Annotated in this window: 20 protein-coding genes; 14 read left to right on the top strand and 6 right to left on the bottom strand. The window is 69.8% G+C overall.

The features are described from left to right. Positions 1 to 22: 22 nt before the first annotated feature. The 6 genes from AC07O4_RS23240 to AC07O4_RS23215 all read left to right on the top strand — a co-directional run bounded on the left by AC07O4_RS23240 (position 23) and on the right by AC07O4_RS23215 (position 4,866). A complete protein-coding gene (locus tag AC07O4_RS23240; protein WP_070060080.1) occupies positions 23 to 1,033 on the top strand; it encodes an ABC transporter substrate-binding protein in 1,011 nt (336 codons plus the stop codon). 4 nt (positions 1,034 to 1,037) lie between these two features. Further along, a complete protein-coding gene (locus tag AC07O4_RS23235) occupies positions 1,038 to 1,952 on the top strand; it encodes an ABC transporter ATP-binding protein (protein WP_495305790.1) in 915 nt (304 codons plus the stop codon). Next, positions 1,949 to 2,818 (top strand): ABC transporter permease, encoded by an 870-nt coding sequence (locus AC07O4_RS23230; RefSeq protein WP_495305789.1) that lies wholly within the window; start codon positions 1,949 to 1,951, stop codon positions 2,816 to 2,818. The genes AC07O4_RS23235 and AC07O4_RS23230 overlap by 4 nt, the downstream gene beginning before the upstream one ends. A 100-nt stretch (positions 2,819 to 2,918) precedes the next feature. After that, entirely contained in the window at positions 2,919 to 3,695 is a 777-nt protein-coding gene (gene hisN / locus AC07O4_RS23225; RefSeq protein ID WP_070060078.1) for a histidinol-phosphatase, read from the top strand. Between the two features lie 9 nt (positions 3,696 to 3,704). Beyond that, positions 3,705 to 3,899, top strand: a complete 195-nt coding sequence (locus AC07O4_RS23220; RefSeq protein ID WP_056575522.1) for a DUF2905 domain-containing protein — start codon at positions 3,705 to 3,707, stop codon at positions 3,897 to 3,899. A 40-nt stretch (positions 3,900 to 3,939) separates the two neighbouring features. Beyond that, complete coding sequence (locus AC07O4_RS23215) at positions 3,940 to 4,866, top strand: ROK family protein (RefSeq protein ID WP_495305788.1); 927 nt, start codon at positions 3,940 to 3,942, stop codon at positions 4,864 to 4,866. On the opposite strand, the gene AC07O4_RS23210 is transcribed toward AC07O4_RS23215, so the two are convergent. Next, positions 4,839 to 6,353 (bottom strand): aminotransferase-like domain-containing protein, encoded by a 1,515-nt coding sequence (locus AC07O4_RS23210; RefSeq protein WP_495305787.1) that lies wholly within the window; start codon positions 6,351 to 6,353, stop codon positions 4,839 to 4,841. The genes AC07O4_RS23215 and AC07O4_RS23210 overlap by 28 nt on opposite strands. A gap of 172 nt (positions 6,354 to 6,525) precedes the next feature. Here AC07O4_RS23210 and AC07O4_RS23205 point away from each other — a divergent pair, with 172 nt between their 5' ends. After that, entirely contained in the window at positions 6,526 to 6,861 is a 336-nt protein-coding gene (locus tag AC07O4_RS23205) for a hypothetical protein (protein WP_062477921.1), read from the top strand. A 46-nt stretch (positions 6,862 to 6,907) separates the two neighbouring features. Here the strand turns inward: AC07O4_RS23205 and glmU are convergent, their stop codons facing one another. Beyond that, positions 6,908 to 8,338, bottom strand: a complete 1,431-nt coding sequence (gene glmU, locus AC07O4_RS23200) for a bifunctional UDP-N-acetylglucosamine diphosphorylase/glucosamine-1-phosphate N-acetyltransferase GlmU (RefSeq protein WP_495305786.1) — start codon at positions 8,336 to 8,338, stop codon at positions 6,908 to 6,910. Positions 8,339 to 8,387: 49 nt separating this feature from the next. On the opposite strand from glmU, the gene AC07O4_RS23195 reads away from it, so the two are divergent. Continuing rightward, positions 8,388 to 9,236 (top strand): DUF6279 family lipoprotein, encoded by an 849-nt coding sequence (locus tag AC07O4_RS23195; RefSeq protein WP_495305785.1) that lies wholly within the window; start codon positions 8,388 to 8,390, stop codon positions 9,234 to 9,236. Positions 9,237 to 9,246: 10 nt separating this feature from the next. On the opposite strand, the gene AC07O4_RS23190 is transcribed toward AC07O4_RS23195, so the two are convergent. Beyond that, on the bottom strand, positions 9,247 to 10,017 hold the full coding sequence (locus AC07O4_RS23190; protein ID WP_174254419.1) for a Crp/Fnr family transcriptional regulator: 771 nt from the start codon (positions 10,015 to 10,017) through the stop codon (positions 9,247 to 9,249). Between the two features lie 93 nt (positions 10,018 to 10,110). Between AC07O4_RS23190 and AC07O4_RS23185 the strand changes: the two genes are divergently transcribed. Next, positions 10,111 to 10,527: a BLUF domain-containing protein gene (locus tag AC07O4_RS23185; RefSeq protein ID WP_495305784.1), complete on the top strand. Its 417-nt coding sequence runs from the start codon at positions 10,111 to 10,113 to the stop codon at positions 10,525 to 10,527. Positions 10,528 to 10,620: 93 nt separating this feature from the next. Here AC07O4_RS23185 and AC07O4_RS23180 read toward each other — a convergent pair whose 3' ends face one another. After that, positions 10,621 to 10,938, bottom strand: coding sequence for a DUF2917 domain-containing protein (locus AC07O4_RS23180; protein WP_062477930.1), 318 nt, complete (start codon positions 10,936 to 10,938; stop codon positions 10,621 to 10,623). Positions 10,939 to 11,113: 175 nt separating this feature from the next. On the opposite strand from AC07O4_RS23180, the gene AC07O4_RS23175 reads away from it, so the two are divergent. Continuing rightward, complete coding sequence (locus AC07O4_RS23175; RefSeq protein ID WP_062477933.1) at positions 11,114 to 12,097, top strand: LysR substrate-binding domain-containing protein; 984 nt, start codon at positions 11,114 to 11,116, stop codon at positions 12,095 to 12,097. Positions 12,098 to 12,103: 6 nt separating this feature from the next. Here the strand turns inward: AC07O4_RS23175 and AC07O4_RS23170 are convergent, their stop codons facing one another. Further along, entirely contained in the window at positions 12,104 to 12,721 is a 618-nt protein-coding gene (locus AC07O4_RS23170) for a 5-formyltetrahydrofolate cyclo-ligase (RefSeq protein ID WP_095743648.1), read from the bottom strand. Between the two features lie 9 nt (positions 12,722 to 12,730). On the opposite strand from AC07O4_RS23170, the gene AC07O4_RS23165 reads away from it, so the two are divergent. The 3 genes from AC07O4_RS23165 to AC07O4_RS23155 all read left to right on the top strand — a co-directional run bounded on the left by AC07O4_RS23165 (position 12,731) and on the right by AC07O4_RS23155 (position 16,122). Further along, positions 12,731 to 14,761: a lytic transglycosylase domain-containing protein gene (locus AC07O4_RS23165; protein ID WP_492744905.1), complete on the top strand. Its 2,031-nt coding sequence runs from the start codon at positions 12,731 to 12,733 to the stop codon at positions 14,759 to 14,761. 1 nt (position 14,762) lies between these two features. Beyond that, positions 14,763 to 15,326, top strand: a complete 564-nt coding sequence (locus AC07O4_RS23160) for an MgtC/SapB family protein (RefSeq protein WP_492744903.1) — start codon at positions 14,763 to 14,765, stop codon at positions 15,324 to 15,326. 109 nt (positions 15,327 to 15,435) lie between these two features. Then, positions 15,436 to 16,122 (top strand): glutathione S-transferase family protein, encoded by a 687-nt coding sequence (locus tag AC07O4_RS23155; protein ID WP_492744901.1) that lies wholly within the window; start codon positions 15,436 to 15,438, stop codon positions 16,120 to 16,122. Between the two features lie 16 nt (positions 16,123 to 16,138). On the opposite strand, the gene AC07O4_RS23150 is transcribed toward AC07O4_RS23155, so the two are convergent. Then, positions 16,139 to 16,876, bottom strand: a complete 738-nt coding sequence (locus tag AC07O4_RS23150) for an OmpW/AlkL family protein (RefSeq protein ID WP_062477953.1) — start codon at positions 16,874 to 16,876, stop codon at positions 16,139 to 16,141. Between the two features lie 165 nt (positions 16,877 to 17,041). Here AC07O4_RS23150 and AC07O4_RS23145 point away from each other — a divergent pair, with 165 nt between their 5' ends. Next, positions 17,042 to 18,313, top strand: a complete 1,272-nt coding sequence (locus AC07O4_RS23145; protein WP_062477956.1) for a multifunctional CCA addition/repair protein — start codon at positions 17,042 to 17,044, stop codon at positions 18,311 to 18,313. The last annotated feature ends 36 nt before the right edge of the window (positions 18,314 to 18,349 follow it).

Below are 18,349 nucleotides of genomic sequence, written 5' to 3'. Positions count from 1 at the left end.
TCCTTCTCTTCCGGACTTTCCAATGAACCGCTTCACCCGCCGCGCCGCCGCGCTCGTCACCGGCCTCGGCCTTCTCGCTGGCAGCCTGGCCGCGCACGCCGAAGGGCAGATCCGCATCGCCGAGCAGTTCGGCATCGTCTACCTGCTGCTCAACGTGGCGCAGGAACAGAAGCTGATCGAGAAGCACGCGAAGGCCGCGGGGGTCGATGCGAAGGTGGAGTGGGTCAAGCTCTCGGGCGGCTCGGCGGTGAACGACGCGCTGCTGTCGGGCAACATCGAGATCGCGGGCGCCGGCGTGGGGCCGCTGCTCACGCTGTGGGACCGCACCAAGGGCAAGCAGAACGTGAAGGGCGTGGCCTCGTTGGGCAACTTTCCGTACTACCTGGTGAGCAACAACCCGAACGTGAAGTCGATCGCCGACTTCACGGACAAGGACCGCATCGCGCTGCCCGCCGTGGGCGTGTCGGTGCAGTCGCGGGTGCTGCAGATCGCGTCGGCCAAGCTGTGGGGCGACAAGGAGTTCAACAAGCTCGACAAGATCAGCGTGGCGCTGCCGCACCCCGATGCAGCCGCGGCGATCATCAAGGGCGGCACGGAGATCACGGGGCACTTCGGCAACCCGCCGTTCCAGGAGCAGGAGCTCGCGGGCAACCCGAACGCGCGCATCGTGCTGAACTCATACCAGGTGCTGGGCGGGCCGTCGTCGGCCACGGTGCTGTACGCGACCGAGAAATTTCGCAACGAGAACCCCAAGACCTACAAGGCGTTCGTCGACGCGCTCGACGAGGCGGCGAAGTTCGTCACGGCCAACCCCGAGAAGGCGGCCGACATCTACCTGAAGGTGAGCAACGCCAAGCTCGACCGCGAGCTGCTGCTCAAGATCATCAAGAACCCCGAGGTGCAGTTCAAGACCGCGCCGCAGAACACCTACGTGTTCGCGGAGTTCATGCACCGCGTGGGCGCGATCAAGAACAAGCCGGCGTCGGTGAAGGACTATTTCTTCGACGACGCGCACACGGCCTCGGGGAACTGACGCGATGCTGTCCCGGCTCGAGCGCCTGGCAGGGCCGCCCGCCGCGGCCTTCCTTGGCGGCACGGCGGCACCGCAGCGGTCGGCCCGACGGCGCGGCGTGGTGGCCACGGGCGACGCGGCACCGCCGTACGTGCACGAGGCGCTGCTGCAGGTCGAGGGCGTCAGCCTCGAGTACCGCACGCCCGAGCGCGTGGTGCGCGCCACGCACCGCGTGAGCTTCGACGTGCATGCCGCCGACCGCTTCGTGCTGCTCGGGCCCTCGGGTTGCGGCAAGTCCACGCTGCTCAAGGCCGTGGCCGGGTTCATCCCGCCGGTCGAGGGCGAGATCCGGCTCGAGGGCCGGCGCGTGTCGCAGCCGGGCCCCGACCGCATCGTCGTGTTCCAGGAGTTCGACCAGCTGCCGCCGTGGAAGACGGTCAAGCAGAACGTGATGTTCCCGCTGCTCGCCTCGCGCACGCTGGGGCGCAAGGAAGCGGCCGAGCGCGCGCGGCACTACCTGGACAAGGTGGGCCTTTCGAAATTCGCCGACGTGCACCCGCACCAGCTCTCGGGCGGCATGAAGCAGCGCGTGGCGATCGCGCGGGCGCTGGCGATGCAGCCGCGCGTGTTGCTGATGGACGAGCCCTTTGCCGCGCTCGACGCACTCACGCGCCGCCGCATGCAGCAGGAGCTGCTCGAGCTGTGGGACGAGGTGCGCTTCACGCTGCTGTTCGTCACGCACTCGATCGAGGAGGCGCTGGTGGTGGGCAACCGCGTGGCGCTGCTGTCGCCGCACCCGGGGCGCATGCGGGCCGAACTCAACAGCCACGGTTACTCGCTGGACAGCCTGGGCGGTGCGGACTTCCAGGCGACTGCGCGGCGCATCCACGACATGTTGTTCGAGGAAGAACCGCAACCTGCGGAAGGTGCGGAGGCATGAGCGCCGTTGTCCCACCCATCCGCCCCGAATACGAGCGCACGCTCGAGCCCTTCACCGAGCTGCCGATCGAACGCGCATTGCCGCTGGCCACGCGACTCGCCTCGCAGACCTGGTTGCGCAAGGGCCTGATCCTCACCGTCATCGCCGTGCTCTGGGAACTGGCGGCGCGCTGGCAGGACAACGACCTGCTGCTGCCCACCTTCACCGCCACCGCCCGTGCGCTCGTCGAAGGGCTGGCCAGCGGCGAGCTGGTCGAGAAGGTGCGCATCTCGCTGGCCGTGCTGCTGCAGGGCTACCTGGCGGGCGTGCTGCTGGCCTTCGGGCTCACGACGCTGGCGGTGTCCACGCGCATCGGGCGCGACCTGCTGGACACGCTGACCTCGATGTTCAACCCGCTGCCCGCGATCGCGCTGCTGCCGCTGGCGCTGCTGTGGTTCGGGCTGGGCCGCGGCAGCCTGGTGTTCGTGCTGATCCATTCGGTGCTGTGGCCGCTGGCACTCAACACCTACGCGGGCTTCCAGGGCGTGCCCGAGACGCTGCGCATGGCAGGGCGCAACTACGGGCTGAAGGGGCTGCGCTACGTGCTGCAGATCCTGGTGCCGGCCGCGCTGCCGTCGATCCTGTCGGGGCTGAAGATCGGCTGGGCCTTTGCGTGGCGCACGCTGATCGCGGCCGAGCTGGTGTTCGGTGCCTCGTCGGGCAAGGGCGGACTGGGCTGGTACATCTTCCAGAACCGCAACGAGCTCTACACCGACCGCGTGTTCGCCGGCCTCGCGCTGGTGGTGCTGATCGGCCTGCTGGTGGAAAGCCTGGGCTTTCGCACACTGGAGCGGCTCACGGTGCGGCGCTGGGGCCAGCAGCGGTAGCAAGCGGTTGGAAGGGGCGGGGCGGACGAATGCCCCGGCGATGGCGCAAGGGCTGCGGGCTCGGGTCTAATCGCAGCTTTTGGCACGCGTTCTCCTTCCCATGAGCTCTTCCGCCCCCGACCTTTCCGCGATCGCCGGTGCGCTGGCCGATGCGGCCGCCGCCCAGTCGATGCGCTACTTCCGCACGCCACTGGACATCATCACCAAGGCCGACGAAAGCCCGGTCACGCTGGCCGACCGCGCCGCCGAGACGGCGATGCGCGAGATCCTCGGCGCGCGTGTGCCCGCCGACGGCATCTTCGGCGAGGAGCACGGCCCCGAGCGGCTCGACGCCGACCGCATCTGGGTGCTCGACCCGATCGACGGCACGCGCAGCTTCATCACCGGCTCGCCGCTGTGGGGCACGCTCATCGGCGTGCTGCAGGGCAGTCGCGTGGTGCTCGGCATGGTCGACATGCCGGTGCTGAAAGAGCGATGGATCGGCGAGGCCGGCAAGGGCGCCACGCGCGACGGCCAGCCCGTGCGCGTGAGCAACTGCACCGAGATCGCCAAGGCCCGCATCGTGACCACCTCGCCCGACATCTTCTCGCCGGCCGACTGGAGCGCCTTCGACCGCCTGAGCCGCCAGTGCGCGATGCGCCGCTTCGGCGGCGACTGCTACGGCTACGCGCAGCTCGCGGGCGGCACCATCGACCTCGTGGTCGAGACCGGGCTGCAGCCCTACGACTTCCTGGGCCCGGCGGGCCTGATCGAGGCCGCGGGCGGCGTCGTCACCGACTGGGAGGGCCGGCCGCTGGGGCTGAATCCCGACCAGCGCGTGATCGCTGCAGCCACACCCGAACTTCACCGACAAGCCCTGGCTGTACTGGCCGCCTAGACTGTCTGCATGTTCCGCTGGCTGATCGTCGTCGTCCTGGCGCTGGTGCTCATGAGCGGCCTGACCGCCTGGCTGCGCCGCTTCGGCTTCGGACGGCTGCCCGGCGATTTCGAGTTTCGCGCCTTCGGCCGCGACTGGCAGCTGCCGATCGCGAGCACGGTGGTGCTCAGCATGATCGCGGCGCTGGTCGCGCGGCTGCTCTGAGCACGGCGCGGCGACGACTGAGAAAGAAGAGAACCCCGCAATGAGAGCCTGCGTAGACATCGGCGGCACCAAGGTCGCCGTGAGCCTTTCCGCTTCGAGCGACGCGCCGCTGATCGGCCGCCGCAGCGAGCCCACCGCCAAGACCGGCAGCAACGACGCCGTTGCCGTGCAGATCCTGCGGCTCATCGACGAGGTGTGCGCCGAGCAGGGCATCGACCCGGCGAGCATCGACCGCGTGGGCGTGTCGTCGACCGGGCCCTTCGAGCTGCACGACGGCATGGTCGAGCTGGCCACGCCCAACATCTGCGGCGGCATCGCCGGCCCCTCGCGCGGGCTGCCCAACGACTGGATGACGGCCATCGTCGAGGCGCCGCTGGCGCGCCGCTTCGCCCGCGTGCGCGTCGAGAACGATGCCGTGGCGGCGCTCGAAGCCGAGCGCCACTGGGGCGCGCTCAAGGGGCTCGACAACTGCGCCTATGCCACCTGGAGCACCGGCGTGGGCGTGGGCCTGTGCGTCGACGGCAAGGCGCTGCGCGGCAAGAACGGCAATGCCGGCCACGCGGGCCACAGCTTCGTGGTCGACGACGACAGCGGCGCGCTGTGCGGCTGCGGCAACCTGGGCGACGTGGAAGCGCTGGCGGGCGGCAATTCGATCGCGCACCGCTTCGGCCAACCCGCGGCCGATCTGTTCACGGCCGCCGCGGCCGGTGACGCCGCTGCCCTCGAAAAGGCCGATGCGCTGTGCCGCGTGATCGGCCGCATGCTCTACAACCTGGTCATCACGCTCGACCTGCAGCGCATCAGCCTGGGCGGCAGCGTGTTCTGGCACCACCGCGATTTCGTGCTGCCGCGGCTGCAGGCGCAGGTCGACGGCAAGCTGCCGCCGCTCACGCGCGGCGTGCTGCTGGTGCCCGCCGGGCTCGGCGACAAGGTGGGCGACTACGCGGCCCTGGCGCTGCTCGACTGAGCCGCGGCGCGCGGCGACCGCACCCCCGTCGCCGGCGGGTGCTTCTGCGCCGCGCAGCCTTCCTCGACGATCCGCCCGAGCCGCCGCAGCCCTGCATCGACCGCTTCGCTGAAGGGCCAGCCGCAGTTGATGCGCAGGTAGTGGTCGAAGCGCGAGGCGTTCGAGAACTGCGCGCCCGGCGCCACCAGCATGTGCTCGCGCAGGGCCGCCTCGAACACCGCCACCGACGACAGCCGCTCGGGCAGCTCCACCCACAGCTGGAAGCCGCCGCGCGGCAGGTTCAGCCGCGTGCCGGCCGGGAAGTAGCGGGCGATGGCGTCCGCCGTCTGGTCGCGCTGCGTGTGCAGGCGTTCGCGCAGCCGGCGCAGGTGGCGGTCGTAGCCGCCGCTGGCAATGATCTCGCCCGCGGCGATCTGCGCCAGCGCCTCGTTGTTGCGCGTCTGCGCGTACTTGAGCATCTCGACCTGCGCATGCCAGCGCCCGGCCGTGATCCAGCCCAGCCGCAGGCCCGGCGCCAGCACCTTGTGCAGCGAGGCGCAATACACCACGTTGCCCGTGCGGTCCCAGGACTTGATGGCGCGCAGCGGCACTTCGGTTTCCACCAGGTCGCTGTAGGTGTCGTCCTCGACCAGCGCGATGCCGTGGCTTTCGCACAGCTGCACCAGCCGCTGCTTGTGGGCGTCGGGCATCACGCTGCCGATGGGGTTCTGCAGGTGCGGCACCACCACCACGGCCTTGATGTCGTCGTAGGTGTGGATGGCCAGGTCGAGCGCCTCCAGCGAGATGCCAGTCTGCGGGCTGGTGGGAATCTCCAGCCCGCGCAGGCCCAGGCTTTCGAGCACCTGCAGCAGGCCGTAGAAGGTGGGCGATTCGACGGCCACGGTGTCGCCGGGCTTGGCGATGGCGCGCAGCGCGAGGTTCAGCGCCTCGATGCAGCCGTTGGTCACCAGCACGTCGTCGGGCGCCACGGTCATGCCCACGCGCAGGTTGCGCTGGGCCACCACCTGGCGGAACTGCTCGTGGCCTTTTTGCGAGGAGGCGGTGGTCAGCAGCTCGGGGCGCTGGCGCAGCGCGCGCGTCATGGCGTTGCGCAGCGCCTCGGCCGGGTAGAGCTCGGGGGCGGCGCGCGAGATCGCGAAGTTGAGCTTCACGTCGTTGAGGCGTCCGCGCGCCATGAAGTTGGCCATGCGCGTGCGCATGTTGACGAACTGCGCCGGGTCGGGCGGCAGGCCGGACACGGGTTCTTCCATCGCCGCGATGGCCAGGCGCTGCGGTCGGCGCACGAAGTAGCCGGAGCGGTCGCGTGCCTCGACCCAGCCTTCGCTTTCCATGGCGCGGCACACCTGCAGCGCGGTCGAGAGGCTGATGTCGTGCAGCCGCATCAGGCTGCGCAGCGAGGGGAGCTTGTCGCCGGCCTTGAGCGAACCGGCGTGGATCGCGTCGACGTAGTGCGCCGCGAGCTGGCGGTAGAGCGGTAGCGAGTCCATGGGTCGATGTTCCCCGCATCGGGCATCCAAAAACAGATGCAGTTGACTGGGAAAAAGACCATAACAGATGGCGTGGCGGCCCGGCTGTTCCGGTCGCAATAGCCATCGGGTGTGCCTGTTTTTCGGGCGGCGGAATTCCTACGATGAAGCCCACATCCACCCGAGGTCCGCCATGATCACCACCCTGTCCGAAGCCCCCGATTCCATCGTCCTCGAACCCGGCCAGTCGCTGCGCACCGCCGTCGATGCGGGCGCCTGGCTTCAGCTGGCCGAGGGCCGCGCCCGCGTGGTGTCGCCGCCGGGCTGGCTGGGAGAGACGGTGTTCATGACCGAGACGCTGCTCGGCGAGGGCGACATGCACTGCGTGCCGCAGGGCGGGTGGATCGAGGTGTCGGCGGTGACGGCGGTGCACCTGCGGGTGCATGCGCCCCAGCGCGCGGCCCGGGCCACGGCGCCGGTGGCGGCGCGGCCGGTGATGCGCTTCGTGCGTTTGCTGACGGGGTGGTGAGGTCCGGGGCAGGGCGCCTGCCCCGGACCAGAGCCCGAAGCCGCCGTCAGTTCTTCGGCAACTTCTGCGGCCGCTTCCAGTTCGCGAAGCTGACCTGCTTGCCCCGCGCCACGGTCAGCGCGCCGGGCTCGGTCGACTTGTTCACCGTCGAGCCGCCGCCGATGGTGCCGCCCGCGCCGATGGTCACGGGGGCCACGAGCACGCAGTTGCTGCCCACGTGCACGTCGGCCTCGATCACGGTGCGGTGCTTGTTGGCGCCGTCGTAGTTGGCCGTGATGCTGCCTGCGCCGTAGTTCACGCGCTCGCCCACCGTGGCGTCGCCCAGGTAGGCCAGGTGGTTGGCCTTGGCGCCCGCCGCCAGCGTGGAGTTCTTGACCTCGACGAAGTTGCCGATGTGCACCTCGGCGCCCAGCTGGGCACCGGGCCGCAGCCGCGCAAAGGGGCCGACCAGCGCGCCCGCGCCCACCGTCACGCCGGCCTTCTCGCCGTCGATGTGGGTGAAGGGGTGGATCACCGCGCCGGCCTCGATGCGCACGTTGGCAATGACGCAGTTCGCGCCGATGCGCACGCCTTCGCCCAGCGACACCGTGCCTTCGAACACGCAGTTGACGTCGATGTCCACGTCGGCGCCGCAGCTCAGCGTGCCGCGCAGGTCGAAGCGCGCCGGGTCGGCCAGGCGCACGCCCTGTTCCATCAGCGCGTGGGCCTGGCGCAACTGCCAGGCGCGCTCCAGCGCCGCGAGCTGGGCCGGGCTGTTGATGCCGGCCACCTGCAGCGCGTCGGTCGTGACATGCGCCACCACCGGCACGCGGTCGTCGGCCGCGAACTTCACGATGTCGGTCAGGTAGTACTCGCCCTGGGTGTTCTTGTTGTCCAGGCGCGCGAGCCAGCCTTTGAGCAGCCGCGCGGGTGCGGCCATCACGCCGCTGTTGATCTCGCGCACGGCGCGCTGCGCCTCGGTGGCGTCCTTGTGCTCGACGATGGCCGTCACCTCGCCGCCGGCACGGGTGCGGATGATGCGGCCGTAGCCCGTGGGGTCGTCGAGTTCGATGGTCAGCAGCGCGAGCCGCTCGCCGCCGCTGGCGGCGATGAGGGTGCGCAGCGTGTCCTCGGCGATGAGCGGCACGTCGCCCGACAGGATCACCACGGTGCCGTCGTCCGGCAGCTGCGGCGTGGCCTGCTGCACGGCATGGCCAGTGCCCAGCTGGGGCTCCTGGCGCGCGAAGCCGAGCGCGGCGGCGTTCACGGCCGTGGCCTTGATGGCGGTCTCGACCTGCTCGGCGCCGTGGCCCGTGACGACCACGACATGGCGCGCGCCGATGCGCGCGGCGGTGTCGGTCACGTGGGCCAGCAAGGCGCGGCCGGCCAAACGATGCAACACTTTGGGCAGCTTGCTCTTCATGCGCGTGCCCTTGCCGGCCGCCATGATGACGACGTCGACCGGTCCCTGGTTGCTCTGCTGCGGAGTCTGATTCATGCGCTTTTCTTCCCGGATTCGTTGTGCTGGACTGGCCCGAATTATCGGTGTGCTGCTGCTGGCCGCTGCCCTGGGGGCTTGCAGCGCGGTCAAGCTCGCCTACAACAACCTGCCCGAGCTCAGCTACTGGTGGCTCGACGGCTACTTCGACTTCGACGGCGCCCAGACCCCCAAGGTGCGCGACGAGCTCGCCCAGCTGCTGGCCTGGCACCGCCAGAACGAGCTGCCGCGCATCATCGGCCTGCTGCAGGAAGCCCAGGGCCTGGCGTCGGCCGAGGTGACGCCGGCCCAGGCCTGCCAGCTGGCCGATCGCGTGCGCGAGCGCCTGCTCGCCGTCACCGAGCGCGCCGAGGCCGCCAGCGCCGAACTCGCGCTGAGCCTGAGCGACGCGCAGCTGCAGCAGCTCGAACGCAAGTACGCGAAGAACAACACCGACTACCGCAAGGACTGGCTCGACCGCAGCCCCGCGCAGGTGCAAGAAAAGCGCTACGACCAGTTCCTCGAGCGCCAGGAAGACTTCTACGGCCGCCTCACGACCGAGCAGCGCGCGCTGCTGCGCCAGCAGGTGGCGCAGTCGGTGTTCAGCCCGCGGCTGGCCTACGAGGAGCGGCGCCAGCGCCAGCAGGAGGCGCTGGTGCTGCTGCGCGGCTTCGTGGGCGGCAACGGCGGCCCGCGCGCGTCGCCGGCCGAGGCCCGCGCCGCGCTGCATGCCTACATCCAGCGCATCGCCGATCCGCCGCCCGGCCCGTGGCGCGACCAGCAGCAGGCGCTGTTGCAGGAAGGTTGCCGCAACCTGGCGGCGCTGCACAACACCACCAGCGCCACGCAGCGCGAACAGGCGGTGCGGCGGCTGCAGGCCTACCAGGGCGACCTGCGACAGCTGGTGGCCGCGCGCTGAGGCGGCGTTTTCAGATCATCGGCACTGGCCGCAAGGGGCGCTCGAAGTAGTCGCCCAGCGTTTCGAGCGCATGCGGCTCCAGGATGCGCAGCCAGCCGCCGTCGAGCTTGTACAGGCCCAGGCGCTGCAGCCGCCGCATCGTCTTGTTGGTGTGCACCAGCGACAGCCCCAGCGCGTCGGCGATGTGCTGCTGGTTGAACGGAAACTCCACCCAGCCGTCGCGCACCATGCCCACGCGCTGGGCGCGGCGGTACAGGTGCATGAGCAGCATGGCCACGCGCTCGCCCGCGTTGCGGCGCCCGGCGGTGACGAGGTGGTCGTCCACCAGCTTTTCCTCGCGCGCGGCCAGCCAGGTGATGTCGTAGCCGAGCCGGGGCTGGGTCTGGAACAACGCCCACAGCCGCTCGCGGGCGAAGGCGCACAGCGTGGCGTCGGTCACGGCCTCGACGCCGTGGGTCTGGCCGTCGGCGAACTCGTCCTGCAGGCCGATGAAGTCGCCGGGCAGCAGAAAACCCAGGATCTGCCGCCGGCCGTCGCTCAGGGTCTTGTAGCGGAAGGCCCAGCCTGCGTAGAGCGTGAACAGCTGCGGACTGGCGCGGTGCTCGTCGACGATGGTGCCGCCCGCCTCGACACGCCGGGTGCCGGTGCGAAAGGACTGGATCGCCTCCAGCTGCTGCGCCGTCACCGGCAGAAAGGCCTCCAGGCGCCGCAGCGCGCAGTGTTCGCAGGGGTTCGCACCCTGCGGCGGGGAGGCGGCGACGGGGTAGTCCTCGAACTTCACGCCGCACTATAGGCTGGCGGGGCTATGTCTTTTGACATTTCGGGGTGCAGGATGGCCCCCTAGACTCGAAACGATGTCCCCTTTCTGCACCGCATGACACCAGAACAAGCCTCTGCAGAACTCCTGCACGAATTCCTCTATTGCAGCCTGCTCGCCCCCGACCTGCCGCCCGCCGCCGTGGGCGCGATCGTCACCCAGGCCCGCGCGCGCAACGCCGAGGACGGCATCTCCGGCCTGCTGGTGTTCGACGGCCAGTGCTTCTGCCAGCATTTCGAGGGGCCGCGCGAGGCGGTGCAGGCGCTGATGGCGCGGCTGCAGCGCGATCCGCGCCACGTGGCGCTCGTGGTGGTCCACGACGGCCCGCTGGCCGCCCGGCGCTACAGCGGGTTTGCGATGGGCCTGGCCGAATGCGAGGGCCCCGACCCGGTCTCGGGCCTGCGGGCCCTGCGCGGCGAGGCGGCGCTGGCGCATTTCCTGGCGCTGCGCGCCAGCTTCGACATCAGCACCTGACCGGCTGATTGACCGAAAGCTGAAAACGACGGGCAAAGAAAAAGGCGGCCGAAGCCGCCTTTGTTCAGAAGAGCCGGGAGTGCAGGCGGTCGGTCAGACCGGGTCCCACACGTAGGTGGCACCGTAGCCATCCCAGGCTTCCATGACGATGCGCTGGCCGGCGGCCACGGTGAGCGATTCGCCCGGGGCCAGCACGATGTCTTCGCTGGGGCCATGGGCGGTGGCGTCGGGCGTGACCCACACGCGGCCCTGCTTGACGCGCAGCACGCTCGCCGACCGCGCCTTCAGGCTCATCGCCTCGCCGGGCGCAATCTGCCAGGCGCCACGGCGCACGGCCGGCGGAATGGCCGCGGTGCGGGTGGAACGGGACAGGGAAGCGAGCGATTCGTTGGTGCAGACGGCGGTGGACATGATGAGGACTCCTTGGCTGATCCGAAGCGCCTTTGACAGACAGAGAGGTTGGCGCAGTTCGGGAATGAATGATCGTTTTTGCGGCCTTGGAGGTCCAATGAAAACGAGGTAGCCTACTGATGCGATTCCCGCATCAATCAACTGGGCGCCGGGAACGCACACCAAAGTCATACCCATGCAACATTCGCAAACCCACCTGCGCTCCCGCCCCATCTCCGCGGGGCACCTGCGGGCCTTCGAGGCGGTCGCGCGGCACCTCAATTTCCGCGCCGCGGCCGAGGAAATGGCGCTCACCCAGTCGGCCGTGAGCCGGCAGATCCAGTCGCTCGAGGAAGAGGTGGGCGTGTCGCTGTTCCTGCGCCACACGCGGGCGGTCGAGCTGACCAGCGCCGGGGCGCAGCTGCTGCTGTCGGTGCAGCAGGCGCTGCCGCGCATCGACATGGCGGTGCGGCAGATCCGCCAGAGCGCGGGGCGCAAGAGCGTGGCGCTCACCACCTTTGCCTCGTTCGCCTCCATGTGGCTGATCCCGCGGCTGGAGGCCTTCCAGCGCGACAACCCCGAGATCGACATCCGCATCGACGCCAGCGACATCGCGGTCGACCTCGACGTGGCCGACGTGGACATCGCGCTGCGCTACGGCCCACCCGAAGGCATGCCGCCCGGCGCGGTGCGGCTGTTCGGCGAAACGCTGACGCCCGTGGCGAGCCCGTGGCTCATCAAGAGCAACCCGCCGATCAAGACGCCGGCCGACATCGCCCGCTTCACGCTCATCGAGGCGGGCGACGCGCACCGCACCCACCTGGAATGGCTCACGTGGCGGCGCTGGTTCGAGGTCAATGGGCTGGAGCGCGCGCAGCCCAAGCGCTGGCTCTATTTCAACTATGCGTACCAGATGGTGCAGGCCGCGCTCACGGGCCAGGGCCTGGTGCTGGCGCGCAGCTCGCTCATTGCCGAAAGCCTGGCCAACGGCGACCTGATCGAGGTGCTGCCGCAGCACCGGCTGGATTCACCAATGGCCTACTGGCTCATCTCGGGGCCGCGCAATGCGCTGCGGCCCGAGATCAAGGCCTTTTCCGACTGGCTGGAGGCGCAGGCCGTGACCACGCGCCAGACCATCGGTGAGGTGCCCGACCCCGACACGGTGGACAACCTCGACTGAGCCGGCTCAGGAGGTCGGCCAGACCACGCCGTTGTCGTTGAGGATCGCGTCCAGGGGCAGGTCGTGCGCCTCGGGCTCGAAGTCTTCGAGGAAGCCGTTCGTGAAGCCCAGCCCCACCGTGAACGGCCGGGGCTCGAGCGCTGCCAGCGTGCGGTCGTAGAAGCCGCCGCCGTAGCCCAGCCGGTAGCCGCCGGCGCTGTAGCCCACGCAGGGCACGAACAGCAGGGTCGGCACGATCAGCTCGGTGTCCTTGGGCTTGGGAATGCCGTAAGCGTCTTCTTCCATCTGGCAGCCCGGGTACCAGGCATGGAAGGTGAGCGTCTTGTGAACTTTGTCGATCACCGGCAGTCCGATGCGGCGGCGCTGCGTTTCTTCCATGAGTTCGCCGTCTTCCTTCCAGCGATGCAGTGCGGGCAGCGGGTCGAACTCGCCCTTGATCGGCCAGTAGGCGCCGATCACGGTGTCGGGCCGGCCGACCAGCCAGATCCGCATCACCCGCTGCAACAGGTCGGCCCGCGCGAGGCGGTCGGGCAGCGCCAGACGCTGCTCGATGAGTGCCTTTCGCAGTTGACCCTTCAGAAAACTCGCCGTGGCCGAGGTGTCGGCATCCTTTGACTTGTCCATAATCCCCCGATGCAGTTCCCAAGCATTTTGGCATCCGCGCGCGCTCGTCAGCGTCGCGGCGCGCCCGCCCTGGTTTTTTCCGCCGTTCTCGCACTCGCCGCACTGCTGTCGCAACAGCCCGCCGCCGCGCAGAACAACACCAACGACGACGTGCTGGTCCAGATGAAGCAGGCCTTCCAGCGCGGCGACAAGGCCCGCCTCACGGCCCTGCTGCCGCAGGCCCGTGGCCACGCGCTCGAACCCTGGGCCGCCTACTGGGAGCTCAAGGCCCGCCTGCAGGAAGCCGCGCCCAACGAGGTGCAGGACTTCTACGCGCGCTACCCCAACACCTACCAGGAAGACCGCCTGCGCAACGACTGGCTGCTGCTGCTCGGCCAGCGCCGCGACTGGGACGGCTTTGCCGCCAACATCGCCGGCTTCCGCATGGGCGACGACGCCCAGGTGCGCTGCTACGCGGTGCTGGTCGACACGCTGCGCACCGGCACGGCCACGCAGGCGCAGGCCGACGAGGTGCGCCGCAACTGGTTCGCGCAGAAGGACAGCGACGACGGCTGCCTCACCGCCGCCGACCGCATGGTCGCGGCCCGCCTGATGACGACCAACGACGCCTGGAAGAAGGCGCGCCTGGCCATCGAGGCCAACCGGCCCGCGGCCGCGCGCGGCGCGGTCACCATCGCCGCGCCCGACGCGCTGCCGCTGTTCGAGGAGGTCAACGCCAGCGCCGCCAAGTTCCTCACGGGCCGCGCCTTCGTCGCCGCCAAGTCGCGCAAGGAACTGGTGGTGCTCGCGCTCATCAAGATCGCGGTGGCCGACCCCGACCAGGGCGCCGCGCAGCTCGACGGCAAGTGGGGCCCGATGCTCTCCGCCGAAGAGCGCAACTGGGTCTGGGGCACCATCGGCCGCGCGGCCGCGAACAAGCTCTCGCCGATGGCCGTGAGCTATTTCGGCAACGTCACGAAGAACAGCGACCTGTCCGACGACATGCTCGGCTGGCGCGCGCGCGCCGCACTGCGCGCCAGCCAGTGGAAGGACGTCGCACCCGCCATCAACGCCATGAGCGACGCCGCCCAGCAGGACCCCACCTGGGTCTACTGGAAGGCCCGTGCGCTGAGCAGCGCCGGCGGCGACGAGCGCCGCGCCCAGGCCCGCGAGCTGTACACCAGCATCGCCGGCACGCGCGGCTTCTATGAAATGCTGGCGCTCGAAGAACTCGGCCAGCGCGTCGTGGCCGCCACGCGGCCCGCGCCGCTCACGCCCGAGGAAAAGAACGCCGCGCGCACCAACCCGGGCCTGCAGCGCGGCCTGCAGGCCATCGGCATGGGCCTGCGTTCCGAAGGCACGCGCGAGTGGAACTACGCCACCAACCTGCACGACAAGGGCGGCATGGACGACCGCGCCCTGCTGGCCGCCGCCGACCTGGCCTGCCAGCGCGAGGTGTGGGACCGCTGCATCAACACCAGCGAGCGCACCAAGGGCGTGATCGACGTCGAGCAGCGCTTTCCCATGCCCTTTCACGACACGGTGCTGCGCAAGAGCCAGGACATCGGCCTGGACCCGGCCTACGTCTACGGCCTGATCCGCCAGGAAAGCCGCTTCATCATGGACGCGCGCTCGGGCGTCGGTGCCTCGGGCCTGATGCAGGTCATGCCCGCCACGGCGCGCTGGACCGCCCGCAAGATCGGCCTGACCGACTTCACGCCCGGCCAGATCAACGACCGCGAGACCAACATCACCATCGGCACCAACTACCTGAAGCTCGCACTCGACGACTTCGACGGTTCGATGGCGCTGGCCGCCGCGGCCTACAACGCCGGCCCCGGCCGGCCGCGCAACTGGCGCAACGGCCCGGTGATCGACGCGGCCATCTGGGCCGAGAACGTGCCCTTCAACGAGACGCGCGACTACGTGAAGAAGGTGCTGGCCAACACCACCAACTACGCCGCCATCATCAGCGGCAAGCCGCAGTCGCTGAAGGAGCGCCTGGGCCGCGTGGGCCCGCGCAACGCCAACGAGCCGGAACCTAACAAGGACCTCCCCTGATATGAGCTGGCGCGACGAGGTGCTAGACACCGTCGCGTCCGAATTCTCGGACGTGGGCGATGTCGCGCAACTCACGCGCATCTCGGTGCGGCTGCTGCTGGCGGCCGTGCTGGGTTTCCTGCTCGGCTTCGAGCGCGAGCAGCAGGGCAAGGCGGCCGGCGTGCGCACGCACATGCTGGTGGCCATCGGCTCGGCGCTCTTCGTGCTGATCCCGCAGCAGACCGGCATCGTGCCGGCCGACATGAGCCGCGTGATCCAGGGGCTGGTGGCCGGCGTGGGCTTCCTGTGCGCCGGCACCATCCTCAAGCAGGGCAAGGACGAATCCCACGTGCAGGGCCTCACCACCGCCGCGGGGCTGTGGATGACGGCCGCCATCGGCATGGCCTGCGGGCTCGGCCGCGAGGTCACGGCCGTGTTCAGCGCGCTGCTGGCGCTCGCGGTGCTGTCGCTGGTGCCGCGCCTCGTGGGCCTGATCGAGCGCGTCGTGAAGCCTGCCGCGAACACGGACGCCTCCGGCCCGCGCGTGATCGTCCCGCCCGAATCCCGCCAAGACGGCGACCGCTGAAGCGGCCCGCATCAATTCGCGCCGCCTTCGTCATCAATCGCAGCGCGCCGCCCGGCTAGCATCGACGGCTTTGCCCCGCATTCCCGCACTGACCCGGAGACCCAGATAGATGTCCAAGCTCTACATCGGCAACAAGAATTACTCGTCGTGGTCCATGCGCCCCTGGGTGCTCATGACCCAGGCCGGCATTCCCTTCGAAGAGGTGATGGTGCGCTTCGATTCGTTCGACGCCACCTCGCAGTTCAAGCACGTGATCGGCGCCATCAACCCCGTGGCCAAGGTGCCGGTGCTGGTCGACGGCGACCTGGCCATCTGGGACACGCTGGCCATCGCCGAGTACCTGGCCGAGCGCTTCCCCGAGAAGCAGCTGTGGCCCCAGGGCGTGGCCGAGCGGGCCCGCGCGCGCAGCATCTGCGCCGAGATGCACTCGGGCTTCACCAACCTGCGCGGCAACTGCCCGATGAACATCGAGGCCTCGCTGCCCGAGGTGGGCGCGCGGCTTTTGGCCGAACAGCCCGGCGTGCAGGAAGACCTCGACCGCATCGTGCAGATGTGGACCGAGCTGCTCGACACGCACGGCGGCCCGATGCTGTTCGGCGCCTTCACCATCGCCGACGCCTTCTTCGCGCCGGTGGGCATGCGCATCCGCGGCTACGGCCTGCCGGTGCCGCCGGCCATCGATGCGTACATCGCGCGCGTGGCGGCCCTGCCGGGCGTCGCCGCGTGGATCGCGGGCGCCCTGGCTGAAAAGACCTTTGTGGCTTTCGACGAGCCCTATCGCACTTCACGCGACTGAGGCCCGCCGGACCTCATCAGAACCGGTACGTCGCCGCCAGGTAGGTGACGATCGGGTTCAGCTTCAGGCTCGCCTCGCTGCGCGCCACCGGCAGGCCGGTGATGCTGGTCGTGGTGAGCTTGGCCTTGGTCTTCAGCGGGATGTAGGACACCGAGAACGACACGCCCCAGTGCTTGTCGAACTGGTAGGCCACGCCGGCGTTGAGCACGGGCGCGAACGAGCTGTCGAGCTTGGCCGTGGTGTTCACCGAAGACGGACGCACGTGGAACTGGCTGGCCAGCGCGCCTTGCAGGTTCGAGGTGAGCTTCACGTCGCTGTACCAGACGTAGGTGGCACCCAGGCCCACGAACGGACGGAAGGCGTCGTTGCCTTCGTTGAAGTAGTACTTGGCCAGCACGGTCGGGCTCCACTGGCGGGCCTGGCCGAGTTCGCCCACGCGCGCCAGCGTGCCGCTGCCGTTGAGCTTGAACTTGGGCGGCACGCCGAGCACGCCCTCGACGGCCCAGTGGGGGTCGATGAAGTACGCGACGTTCAGGCCCAGCGTGTCCGAGTTGGTGACGCTCGCGCCCGAGCCGGCCAGCACGCTGTGCACGGGCGAGGTCACGGTCAGCGGCTTGCTCGAATCCTGCGGCGACAGGTGGAACCAGCCGGTGCCGACGACCCAGTCGCCCGCGTTCTGCGCCAGGGCGCTGCCCGATGCCAGGACCCCGAGTGCCGCCAATGCCAACGATGCTGTTGTTGTGAGTTTCTTCATAGCTGTGAATGCTCCTTGGGTATTGAAAACAGCCCCGCGCACGGGGGCACCGGCCAGCGACCGGTGCTTCGCGCGACGCGAATTTACGAACGGTCGTTCGCATCGCTCGGCGATTATCGAACGACCGTTCTTTTTGTGCAGGGAGAGTATCCCTACACTGCACTCATGAACATTTTTCTCGTCGGCGGTGCACTGCGCGACCGGCTGCTGGGCCGCCCCGTTTCCGACCACGACTGGCTGGTGGTGGGCGCCACGCCCGAGGCCATGGTGGCGCGCGGCTACCTGCCCGTGGGGCGCGACTTCCCCGTGTTTTTGCATCCGCGCACGCGCGAGGAGTACGCGCTGGCCCGCACCGAGCGCAAGAGCGCGCCGGGTTACCGCGGCTTCGTCGTGCATGCGGCGCCCGACGTCACGCTGGAGCAGGACCTGGCCCGGCGCGACCTGACCGTCAACGCCATCGCGCTGCCCGCCGAGCACGTGGGCGCCGACGGCAGCTTCGACCCTCGCCCCGAAACCCTGGCCGACCCCTTCCACGGCCAGCGCGACCTGCGCGACAAGGTGCTGCGCCACGTCACCGACGCCTTCCGCGAAGACCCGGTGCGCATCCTGCGCGTGGCGCGCTTTGCCGCGCGCTTCGACGACTTCACCGTCGCGCCCGAAACCATGGCGCTCATGCGCGAGATGGTCGCGGCCGGCGAGGTCGATGCGCTGGTGCCCGAGCGCGTGTGGCAGGAGCTTGCGCGCGGCCTGATGGAAACGCGCCCCTCGCGCATGTTCGAGGTGCTGCGCGATTGCGGCGCGCTCGCCGTGCTGCTGCCCGAGGTCGACCGGCTGTGGGGCGTGCCGCAGCCGGCGCAGCACCACCCCGAGATCGACACCGGCGTGCACCTGATGATGGTGCTCGACACCAGCGCGCGGCTGGGCGCCACGCTGCCCGTGCGCTTCGCCTGCCTGATGCACGACCTCGGCAAGGGCACCACGCCCGCCGACATGCTGCCGCGCCACATCAACCACGAGCTGCGCAGCGTCGACCTGCTGCAGGCCGTGTGCGAACGCTGGCGCGTGCCGGTGGAGCTGCGCGAGCTGGCCGAGGTGGTGGCGCGCGAGCACGGCAACATCCACCGCAGCGGCGCGCTCGACGCGACGCCGCTGGTGCGCCTGCTGGAGCGCTGCGACGCCTTCCGCAAGCCGGCGCGCTTCGCCGAGGCGCTGCTGGCCTGCGAATGCGACGCGCGCGGCCGGCTTGGCTTCGAAGACACCGCCTACCCGCAGCGCCCACGCCTGCTCGCGGTGCTCGCGGCGGCCCAGGCCGTGGCCACCGACGTGGTGGCGCGCGAGGCGCAGCAGGCCGGCGCCACGGGGCCGCGCATCGGCGAGGCGATCCACCGTGCGCGCATCGCGGCGGTGAAGGCGTCCTTGCCGGCCACGGCCGACTGAATCCCCGCCATCGGCGCACGCCGGGACTTTGGCCGA

The sequence above is a fragment of the Variovorax sp. GW821-FHT09D04 genome, from assembly GCF_059416405.1.
Note: the sequence above shows the minus strand (reverse complement) of the source record. Positions and strands in the feature narration are given on the sequence as shown.